This is a genomic window from Paracoccus sp. (in: a-proteobacteria), from assembly GCF_046289755.1.
Lineage (GTDB): Bacteria > Pseudomonadota > Alphaproteobacteria > Rhodobacterales > Rhodobacteraceae > Paracoccus.
Genome location: NZ_JBKBVD010000013.1, coordinates 80,954 through 90,665, shown reverse-complemented (window position 1 = coordinate 90,665; position 9,712 = coordinate 80,954). Strand labels below are relative to the sequence as shown.

Below are 9,712 nucleotides of genomic sequence, written 5' to 3'. Positions count from 1 at the left end.
CATCCGAAAGGAGTGCCCGATGTCGATCACTGTTGAAGAAAAAGCCCGTGTCATCAAGGAATTCGGGACCAAGGAAGGCGATACCGGCAGCCCCGAAGTGCAGGTCGCAATCCTGTCCTCGCGCATTGCCACGCTGACCGACCATTTCAAGTCGCACAAAAAAGACAACCACTCGCGTCGTGGTCTGCTGATGATGGTCGCACAGCGCCGCAAGCTGCTGGACTATCTGAAAGGCAAGGAAGAGGCGCGCTACACCGCCCTGATCGCCAAGCTGGGCCTGCGTCGCTGATCTGACGCGCCTGCAAGGATGCCGGAACGCCCGCGACGCTGTCGCGGGCGTTTTGCGTTCGGGCGGATGGGGGACGGTTGCGGCCGGGGCGGGGCGTTGCGCAGGTTAACCTTTGCAGCGTGCGTTGCCTGTTGCCGGGCTGTGGTGCCGGGGCAGGGGGGCAGGGCTGGAAAGGCCAGCAATTGCCGGGAAATGGCCTGCACCGGCTGTGCACAGCGGCAGCACCGGGCGGGCACAGGGCGTACACCGCTTGCGGGCGCCCGGTTAAGACTTGCGTTGCGCGGCCTATCGTTCGGTGGCGCCCTTTCCGGCAAGGATCCTGTCGCGGAATTTCGCGATCCGGGCCGTCCGCGTCGCCGATGTCTTCGCGCCGCTGAGGTTGATGACATAGCTGCGCTGGCGGCCCGGAGTCAGGGCGTGGAACGCCCAGGCCAGGTCGGGATCGGCATCCAGCGCGCAGATCAGCTCTTCCGGCAGATCGATCCCGGCCTGCTCTTTCGGGGCGGTGATCCCGGCGGCGGCATAGCCCATCGCTTCGATCAGATAGGACCGGATCACGGGGGCCAGCAGATGGGCCTGCCCGTTGTCGGTCAGGCCCAGCGTTCCGGCGTGGCGGGTGTTCGGCCCCTGCCGCCGCAGCAGGTTTTCGGGGTCCTTCATCAGCGCGGGATTGAAGAACCCGAGGCTGTAGCCACCCCGCCGGGCGCCGATGATGGCAATGTTGCGGCCCGCGTGCATATAGCAGGGATGGCCCCATTTCACCGTCTCGGTCAGGCCCGCGTCACGGCAGATCCGGCGCAGATCGCCAAGGCCACGCGCCCAGAGCCGCGCCGAACAGCCGGGCGTGCCGAACCGGGGGCAGCGCCCGCATCCGCTGGCGAAATAGTCATCAATCCGGGTGATCATGGCGGCACCTCTGCGACCGGGTCCTGGGCGGTTCATACCCCGGATCGCGCCCGCCGCCAAATCCCGGCAAAGCGCCGCGCGGGCCCGTGTGCACGCGCGGCGTCACCCTTCCCAAATCCCGCGTTTTCATATATGCCCCGTCCATCTGTGACGTGAGGCCCTGCCCCGGGGCACATGCAAAGGATAGGGGCGGCGGCAATGGGGCCGCCATACATGACATGGGTGGCCGGAGGGCCGGTGCACCCTTTGAGGAAATCAGATGTTTGATGAAGTGAAGAAATCAATCCAGTGGGGCGAAGAAACGCTGACCCTGGAAACGGGCAAGGTTGCCCGTCAGGCCGACGGCAGCGTCATCGCCACCCTGGGCGAGACCAGCGTCATGGCCAACGTCACCTTCGCGAAAGAGCCCAAGCCCGGTCAGGACTTTTTCCCGCTGACGGTGCATTATCAGGAAAAATACTATGCCGCGGGCAAAGTGCCCGGCGGTTTCTTCAAGCGCGAGGCGCGCCCGTCGGAAAAAGAGACGCTGACCGCGCGTCTGATCGACCGCCCGATCCGCCCGCTGTTCGCCCCCGGCTTCAAGCATGAAGTGCTGGTGATGTGCACGGTGCTGAGCCACGATCTGGTCAACGATCCCGATATGGTCGCGATGATCGCCACCAGCGCCGCGCTGACGATTTCGGGCGTGCCCTTCATGGGTCCGATCGCGGGCGCCCGCGTCGGTTTCTCGAACGGCGAATATGTGCTGAACCCCGAGGTTCAGGACATGGACAAGCTGCGCATGAACCCCGAGCAGCGCCTTGATCTGGTCATCGCGGGCACCAAAGACGCCGTGATGATGGTCGAATCGGAAGCCTATGAGCTGACCGAAGAGGAAATGCTGGGCGCCGTGAAATTCGGCCATGACGCGATCAAGCCGGTCATCGACCTGATCATTGATCTGGCCGAAGCCGCCGCCAAAGAGCCGTTCGACTATCAGGCCCCCGATTACAGCGCGCTGTATGCCCGCGTGAAATCGCTGGGCGAGGCGGAGATGCGCACAGCCTATGCGATCCGCGACAAGGCCGAGCGTCAGGATGCCGTGGCTGCGGTCAAATCCAAGGTCAAGGCTGGCCTGTCCGAGGAAGATCTGGCCGATGCCAATCTGGGTTCGGCGCTGAAAAAGCTGGAATCGGGCATTCTGCGCGGTGACATCATCAATGGCGGTGCCCGTATCGACGGTCGCGACACGAAAACCGTGCGCCCGATCGTGTCCGAAGTCGGCATTCTGCCGCGCACGCATGGTTCGTCGCTGTTCACGCGTGGGGAAACGCAGGCGCTGGTCGTGACGACGCTGGGCACCGGCGATGACGAGCAGATCGTTGACGCGCTGCACGGCAATTCGCGGTCGAACTTCCTGCTGCATTACAACTTCCCCCCCTATTCGGTGGGCGAGGTTGGCCGCGTCGCAGGTCCGGGTCGTCGCGAGATCGGTCATGGCAAGCTGGCATGGCGCGCGCTGCAGGCGGTTCTGCCCGCACCTACGGATTTCCCCTATACCATCCGCGTCGTGTCCGAGATCACCGAATCGAACGGCTCGTCCTCGATGGCGTCGGTTTGCGGTGGTTCGCTGTCGATGATGGATGCGGGCGTGCCGCTGAAGGCGCCGGTCGCAGGTGTGGCCATGGGCCTGATCCTGGAAGATGACGGCCGCTATGCGGTTCTGACCGACATTCTGGGCGATGAGGATCACCTGGGCGACATGGACTTCAAGGTGGCGGGGACCGAAAACGGCATCACCTCGCTGCAGATGGACATCAAGGTCGCGGGCATCACGCCCGAGATCATGGAGCAGGCGCTGGCGCAGGCCAAAGACGGTCGTCTGCACATTCTGGGCGAGATGGCGCAGGCCCTGACCGCGGGCCGGAACGAGTTCAGCGCCCATGCCCCGCGCATCGAGACGATGCAGATCCCGACCGACAAGATCCGGGAAGTGATCGGCTCGGGCGGCAAGGTGATCCGCGAGATCGTCGAGGTTTCGGGTGCCAAGGTCGATATCAGCGATGACGGCGTGATCAAGATCGCCTCGGCCAATGCCGATTCGATCAAGAAGGCCTATGACCTGATCTGGTCGATCGTGGCCGAGCCCGAAGAGGGTCAGGTCTATACCGGCAAGGTCGTCAAGCTGGTCGATTTCGGCGCGTTCGTGAACTTCTTCGGCAAGCGCGACGGGCTGGTCCATGTCAGCCAGATCGCGGGCCGCCGTCTGGGTCACCCGAATGAGATCCTGAAAGAGGGCCAGGAGGTCAAGGTCAAGCTGCTGGGCTTTGACGATCGTGGCAAGGTGCGCCTTGGCATGAAGATGGTCGATCAGGAAACCGGCGAGGAAATCGCCGAGAAGAAAGAAGAAACCGCCGAGTGACCGGTCGGATGACCTGCCGGGCAACCGGCGGGTTCTGACATGACAGGAAAGGCCCCGCCCCGATGCGGGGCCTTTTGCCTATCTGCGGGGGGACGCGGGCCGGGTTCAGCCGCCCTGCTGGGCCAGATCCTGAATCAGCACCGCGCGGACGGGCACGTCGGTCGCCGATCTGGCCGCGGACAGCAGGCTGTCGCGCAGGGTCTGGAGGTTGCGGTCGACCGTGTAACTGCCGTCAAAGCCGCCGGTATTGGCGTGGATCATCAGCGCCCGCAGCAGCGCGTCGCGCAGGCGGTATTCCTGACGGCCAAGCGCCTCGATCTGGCCCTTGTCGGTTTCCAGAACCAGCGTCAGGATCATGATGGCCGACATGTCGCCCTGACGGACCAGCGGCACGAAGAACTGGCTGGGAAAGGTGAACCAGTCGACCTCGGCGGCGGGCGTGGGGGGGGCGGCGGCGGCCGGTGTGGTGGCCTGGGCCGGGCCTTCGGCGGCCTCTTCCGGCGCCGCGGGCAAAGGGGCGCGCAGCCTTTCGCCGGCGAATGCGCCGCCCAGCAGGGCCAGCAGCGGCACGATCACGAGGATGAGTTTCCTGACCATGGGGGACCTCAATAAGGCAGCAGGATGTCGGCGATCTGCTGGCCATAGCGCGGCTGCTGCACATCGCTGATCTGACCGCGCCCGCCATACGAGATCCGCGCCCCGGCGATGCGGTCATAGGCGATCTCATTGTTGCGGTCGATGTCGCCGGGGCGCACAAATCCGCCCACGGTCAGTTCCCGCAGTTCGAAATTCACGCGCACCTCTTGTGTGCCGGTGATGTGCAGCGTGCCGTTGGGCAGCCGGTCGATCACCGTCGCCGCGACCCGCAAGGTCAGCTTGTCGCGGCGCGAGATATTGCCGCTGCCCTTGTAGGTCGAGCTTGCCGAGGCATCGGCCAGTTCGTCGAAACCGGCGCCCTCGGGCAGCTTTTCGGCCAGCCGCTGCGGAATGCCCAGCATCTGCGGGATGCCAAGGTTCTCGCGCGCGTTGCGGCTGCGGCCAGAGCTGTTGCTGATCTCGGCGCGGTCGTCGATTTCGATCACGACGGTCAGAATGTCGCCGCGGGTGGCCGCCCGCCGGTCGCTGAGCAGCGAGGAGGAAGATTGCGTGCCCGCCCAAAGCGAGGCCGCCGCCTCGGGGCGCCCCGAATCGACGGGCAGGTCCAGCGGCGGATTGGTCATGGCGATGAATTCCTCGCTGTCACGCGGGGGCGTCAGTTGCGGCGGCTGGCCCAGATGCCCCGCCCGCGAGCAGGCAGAAAGGGCCAGAGCCAGGCACAGAAGATGGGCGGGTTTCATGGGCATATCCTTGATATATAATCAGTTCGTCACGGAGACGCTGCCGTCTGGCATGACCCGCGCCGTCACGGTGCTGCGCGAATCGAGGTTCATCACGCGGATCAGATCGCCCGCAGCACCGTCTGACAGGGTGCGGCCATCGGCCTCGATCCGCAGGGTGCCGCGCTGAAAACGGACGCGCACCAGCTGGTTGCGGGTGACCAGACGCGGGGCCTGCAACATCGTCGGATGCAGCGGACGCCCCTCGAAAATGGTGATCCGGGTCTGCATGCCGATCGCCTCGGACGGGTCGGACAGGCCGGGGCGGTCGCTGTCCACCGCGCGCAGATCGGCCGCGGTGATGACCGTGCCCGCGGGCAGGTTGCGCGCCGCCGCCAGCGTGCCGCCCCAGCCCGTCGCCGGAACCAGCAGCGCCAGCGCGAAAGCCAGCCACCGCATCAGCGCACCTGCACCGTCGCGCCGAGCATCTGGTCGGCGGCAGTGATGACCTTGGCGTTCAGCTCGTATCCGCGCTGCGCCTTGATCAGTTCGGTGATCTCGCGCACCGCATCGACCGAGCTTTCCTCCAGATAGCCCTGCCGCAGGGTGCCCAGACCCTCTTCGCCGGGATTGGCCACCTGCGGCGCGCCCGAGGCCGGGGTCTCGATGAACAGGTTGCCGCCGATCGCCTCAAGGCCCTTTTCGTTCGAGAAACTGGCCATCGTGAACTGGCCCAGATTCTCGGGCTCGATCCGGTCGCCGAAATAGGCATAGACCTCGCCCGCCGCATTGATCGAGATGGTCCGCGCGTCATCGGGGATCGCGATCTCGGGCACGACGGGATAGCCGTCCGAGGTGACGACCAGCCCCTCGGGCGAGCGTTTGAGCCCGCCATCGCGGGTATAGCCCGACATGCCCGAGGGCAGGATCACCTCCAGATAGCCGTCGCCGTCGATGGCCAGATCCAGATCGCCGTTGGTCTGCACCAGCGAGCCCTGCTGCAGCGTGACGCTGACCGCGGTGGGCCGCACGCCAAGGCCCAGCTGCACGCCCGCCGGAATGACGGTGCCATCGGCGGCGGTCACGGTGCCGGGGCGGATCGCCTGCTGGTAATGCAGGTCGGCGAATTCGGCGCGGCGGGCGTTGTAGCCGGTGGTGGACATGTTGGCGAGGTTGTTGGAAATCACCTCGACGCGGGTTTGCTGGGCGCTCATGCCGGTGGCGGCAATCTGAAGGGCTCTCATGGCGGGTCCTATCGGGTCATGGTGGTGATGGCGTTGCGGATGCGCTGGTCTTCGCGTTCCAGAAAGCTCTGGCCCAGTTCGTAATTGCGCTGGACCTCGATCATGCGGGTGATCTCGAACACGGGATCGACGTTGGAGTCCTCAAGAAATCCCTGCCGGATGGTGGCGGTTTCGACGGGTTGGGGCGCGCCTGCGATCGAGAACATGGTGCCGCCATGGCGGGTCGGGTCGTCGCCCTCGGGCGGTGCAAAGACACCGATGCGCCCGAACTGGACGCCATTGGCCGACAGGGTGCCGTCGGCGCCCACCGCGACCGTGCTGGCGCCTGCCGGGATGATGATGGGGGCCTGCCCCTCATCCAGCAGGCGGTTGCCGTCGGAATTCATCAGCTCGCCCTCGGCCGAGGGGGTAAAGGCGCCGGCGCGGGTCAGGCGCAGCCCGTCCGGGGTGTCCAGAAGAAAGAAGCCCTCGCCCTCGATCGCCATGTCGAAGCGGTTGTTGGTCTGGGTCAGCGCGCCCTGACGCAGATCCAGCAGCCGCCCGCGCGCATGCGCCATCGACAGCGTGTCGCCGCGCCGGTCCAGCGAGGCCAGATGTTCGGCAAAGATCACGCCTTCGCGCCGGTAGCCGGGGGTGTTGGCATTGGCGATATTGTTGGCCACCACGCGCATCTCGGCCATGAGGCCCGATTGGCGGGTCAGGCTGGCATAGGTCGCGTTCTCCATCGGCTCAGCTTCCTTCGATCAGGGGGATGATCTGCCCGAGGTAGAAATCGGACAAGGCGGTGGTCATGAAGCTCATGCCGACCCAGAAGACGACCAGCATCAGCCCGATCTTGGGCACGAAGGTCAGCGTCATTTCCTGCACCGAGGTCAGCGCCTGAAACAGGCCGATGACGACGCCGCTGACCAGTGCCACGATCAGCAGCGGCGCGGCCATGCGCACCGCCACCAGCAGGGCCTGACGCAGCACGTCGAAGAGCATGGTTTCGGTCATGGCGCGCCTCAGACCGGCATCCGCAGGATTTCCTGATAGGCCTCGACCACGCGGTCGCGGATCGAGACCACGGCCTCCATCGCCAGCTCGGCCTCGGCCAGGGTCTGCACCAGCGTATTCGTGTTGACCTGCCCGGTCATCGCGCCGGTCGAGACCTGATCGACCTGCGCCATATGTCTGGCGAATTCCTCGGCGGCCTGGCCTGCGCGCTGGATCGCATCGGGCTTTGCGGCGCCATCGGGGGCGACGGCGCTGCGGGCGGCGGTATAGGCAGTGGCGGCGTTCAATGCGGCGATCATGGCGGCACCTTTCTAGCGGCGGAGGATTTCAAGAAGCGAGGCGCCCATCTGGCGGCTCTGTTCGAACATGCGCAGATTGGCCTCGTAGCTGCGGCCCGCCTCGCGGCTATCGGCCAGCTCGACGATCAGGTCGACATTCGAGCCGAGGTAATAGCCCTCGGCATCGGCCATCGGGTGGCTGGGGTCGTGGATGCGCGGCAGTTCGCGCTGGTCCAGCCGCATGCGCCCGGCCTGCACCTCGCCCGAGGGGCGGCCAAAGCGGACCGCTTCCTCGAAGGTGATCAGCTTGCGGCGATAGCCGGGCGTGTCGGTATTGGCCATGTTTTCAGCGGTATGGCGCAACCGTTCGCTTTGTGCGCGCATGCCCGAGGCGGACAGTTTCAGCGCGGATACGGGTTCGGTCATCTGGTCTTTCCCTTAGCGTCGGCCAATGCTGCTGCGCATCAGGGTCAGCGCAGAGCGGTAAATGCCGATGGACAGGTCGTGTTCGCGTTTCAGTTCCGCCGCGCGCACCATTTCCGCCTCAAGCGAGACGGTGTTGCCGTTGGGCGAGGCTTGCGCGTCCAGCGTGACCGGGCGCGGTGTGCCGCTGGCCCATGCAGGCGGCGGCAGATGCCCCGGCTGCGTGGCCCGCATCGGCGGGGTGACCGCCTTGCGGCGGTAACTTTCGTCGAACGGCGGCAGGTCGGCGGCCTTGAAGCCGGGCGTGTCGGCATTCGCGATATTGCGGGCGGTGACAATCTGCCGTTCCGCAACGTGATGGCCCATCGCACGGGCCATCCGCATCATTTCGATTCTCTCAAACATGAGGCTTCTCCTCATTCACCATAAACCCGGTCTTAACCCCGATTCCTTTAGAAACCCTTTCATGGGGCGCGATTCCCGGCCCCGGTGAGGATGCGGAAATGGATAAGATTGAATCGATCTCCCGGCAGATCGCGGCTCTGCGGCTGACGCGCCACTATGGGCATGTGCAGGCGATCCGCGCCGGGCTGATCCGGGTGGCGGGGCTGAACGACCGGGCCTCGGTGGGCGACCGGGTGATGATCGCGCTGCAGCACGGATCGGTCGGCGGCGAGATCGTCGGGCTGGGGCCGCGCCATGCCGAGGTGCTGCCCGAAGGCGTGACCGAGGGGCTGTCGGTCGGCGCCGGGGTCGAGCTGTTGTTCGCCCCCCGCATCGCGCCCTGCGACGGCTGGATCGGGCGGATCGTGGACCCGTTCGGCCAGCCGCTGGACGGGCGGCCGCTGCCGCAGGGCGCCTGCCCGCGGGCGTTCCGGGCCGAGGCGCCGCCCGCCGCCGGGCGCCGCCGGCTGGGCGCGCGGCTGCCCACGGGGCTGGCGGTGTTCGACACGCTGCTGCCGCTGGTGCAGGGCCAGCGGATCGGGCTGTTCGCGGGCTCGGGGGTGGGGAAATCGACGCTGCTGTCGCAACTGGCGCGCGGGGTTCAGGCCGATGTGGTGGTGATCGCCATGATCGGCGAACGGGGCCGCGAATTGCGCGAATTCACCGAACGCACGCTTGGCCCCGAGGGCATGGCGCGGGCGGTGATCGTGACCGCCACCTCGGACCGGCCGCCGCTGATCCGGCGGCGCTGCGCCTGGGCCGCGATGGCCGTGGCCGAGCATTTCCGCGATCAGGGCCGCCATGTCCTGTTGCTGGCCGATTCGATCACCCGCTTTGCCGAGGCGCATCGCGAGATCGCGCTGGCGGCGGGCGAGCCGCCCAGCTATCGCGGCTTTCCGCCCTCGGTCTCGAACCTGATCATGGGGCTGGCGGAACGCGCCGGGCCGGGGCCCGAGGGTGCGGGCGATATTACCGGCATTTTCAGTGTGCTGGTCGCCGGGTCGGATATGGACGAGCCGGTGGCCGACATCCTGCGCGGCACGCTGGACGGGCATGTCGTGCTGGAGCGGACGATTGCCGAACGCGGCCGCTATCCGGCGATCGACGTGGTGCGGTCGGTGTCGCGCGCGCTGCCCGAGGCGGCGGACGGGCCGGAAAACGCGCTGATCGGGCGCGCGCGCGGGGCGCTTGGCGCCTATGCCGAATCAGAGCTGATGATTCGCGCGGGCCTGTATGCGCCCGGCTCGGACCCCCGGCTGGACGAGGCCGTGCGCCTCTATCCGGCGCTGGACCAGTTCGTGACCCAGACCAGCGCCTCGGTCAGCGACAGCTTTGTCGCGCTGTCGGCGGCGCTGCGCGCGCCGGTCGTGCCACGGTGAAACAGCCATGGTGAAACAGATGAAACCCGACCGGGG

The 9,712-nt window shown here is 66.5% G+C and carries 13 protein-coding genes; 3 read left to right on the top strand and 10 right to left on the bottom strand.

Annotation, left to right across the window (positions count from 1 at the left end; all coding sequences use genetic code 11):
* Window positions 1-19: 19 nt before the first annotated feature.
* Complete coding sequence (rpsO, locus tag ACK41U_RS07210) at window positions 20-289, top strand: 30S ribosomal protein S15 (RefSeq protein ID WP_409677715.1); 270 nt, start codon at window positions 20-22, stop codon at window positions 287-289.
* A gap of 285 nt (window positions 290-574) precedes the next feature.
* Here the strand turns inward: rpsO and ACK41U_RS07205 are convergent, their stop codons facing one another.
* A complete protein-coding gene (locus ACK41U_RS07205) occupies window positions 575-1,195 on the bottom strand; it encodes a YdeI/OmpD-associated family protein (RefSeq protein ID WP_409677713.1) in 621 nt (206 codons plus the stop codon).
* Between the two features lie 259 nt (window positions 1,196-1,454).
* On the opposite strand from ACK41U_RS07205, the gene pnp reads away from it, so the two are divergent.
* The gene (gene pnp, locus ACK41U_RS07200; RefSeq protein ID WP_409677711.1) at window positions 1,455-3,596 is read left to right on the top strand and encodes a polyribonucleotide nucleotidyltransferase; all 2,142 of its coding nucleotides are present in this window, start codon (window positions 1,455-1,457) and stop codon (window positions 3,594-3,596) included.
* A 105-nt stretch (window positions 3,597-3,701) separates the two neighbouring features.
* Here the strand turns inward: pnp and ACK41U_RS07195 are convergent, their stop codons facing one another.
* The 9 genes from ACK41U_RS07195 to ACK41U_RS07155 are packed head-to-tail and all read right to left on the bottom strand — an operon-like array spanning window position 3,702 to window position 8,258.
* Window positions 3,702-4,193: a hypothetical protein gene (locus tag ACK41U_RS07195; protein WP_409677709.1), complete on the bottom strand. Its 492-nt coding sequence runs from the start codon at window positions 4,191-4,193 to the stop codon at window positions 3,702-3,704.
* An 8-nt stretch (window positions 4,194-4,201) separates the two neighbouring features.
* A complete protein-coding gene (flgH, locus tag ACK41U_RS07190; protein ID WP_409677707.1) occupies window positions 4,202-4,933 on the bottom strand; it encodes a flagellar basal body L-ring protein FlgH in 732 nt (243 codons plus the stop codon).
* A gap of 21 nt (window positions 4,934-4,954) precedes the next feature.
* Window positions 4,955-5,371, bottom strand: a complete 417-nt coding sequence (flgA, locus tag ACK41U_RS07185) for a flagellar basal body P-ring formation chaperone FlgA (RefSeq protein WP_409677705.1) — start codon at window positions 5,369-5,371, stop codon at window positions 4,955-4,957.
* A complete protein-coding gene (flgG, locus tag ACK41U_RS07180) occupies window positions 5,371-6,156 on the bottom strand; it encodes a flagellar basal-body rod protein FlgG (RefSeq protein ID WP_409677703.1) in 786 nt (261 codons plus the stop codon). Before flgG ends, flgA begins: the two co-directional genes overlap by 1 nt.
* 8 nt (window positions 6,157-6,164) lie before the next feature.
* Entirely contained in the window at window positions 6,165-6,881 is a 717-nt protein-coding gene (locus ACK41U_RS07175; RefSeq protein ID WP_409677701.1) for a flagellar hook-basal body complex protein, read from the bottom strand.
* Between the two features lie 4 nt (window positions 6,882-6,885).
* The gene (locus ACK41U_RS07170; protein WP_409677699.1) at window positions 6,886-7,152 is read right to left on the bottom strand and encodes a flagellar biosynthetic protein FliQ; all 267 of its coding nucleotides are present in this window, start codon (window positions 7,150-7,152) and stop codon (window positions 6,886-6,888) included.
* Between the two features lie 8 nt (window positions 7,153-7,160).
* The gene (locus ACK41U_RS07165; RefSeq protein ID WP_409677697.1) at window positions 7,161-7,451 is read right to left on the bottom strand and encodes a flagellar hook-basal body complex protein FliE; all 291 of its coding nucleotides are present in this window, start codon (window positions 7,449-7,451) and stop codon (window positions 7,161-7,163) included.
* Window positions 7,452-7,463: 12 nt separating this feature from the next.
* A complete protein-coding gene (flgC, locus tag ACK41U_RS07160) occupies window positions 7,464-7,856 on the bottom strand; it encodes a flagellar basal body rod protein FlgC (protein ID WP_409677695.1) in 393 nt (130 codons plus the stop codon).
* Between the two features lie 12 nt (window positions 7,857-7,868).
* Window positions 7,869-8,258, bottom strand: a complete 390-nt coding sequence (locus ACK41U_RS07155; protein WP_409677693.1) for a FlgB family protein — start codon at window positions 8,256-8,258, stop codon at window positions 7,869-7,871.
* Window positions 8,259-8,356: 98 nt separating this feature from the next.
* Between ACK41U_RS07155 and ACK41U_RS07150 the strand changes: the two genes are divergently transcribed.
* The gene (locus ACK41U_RS07150; protein WP_409677691.1) at window positions 8,357-9,676 is read left to right on the top strand and encodes a FliI/YscN family ATPase; all 1,320 of its coding nucleotides are present in this window, start codon (window positions 8,357-8,359) and stop codon (window positions 9,674-9,676) included.
* The last annotated feature ends 36 nt before the right edge of the window (window positions 9,677-9,712 follow it).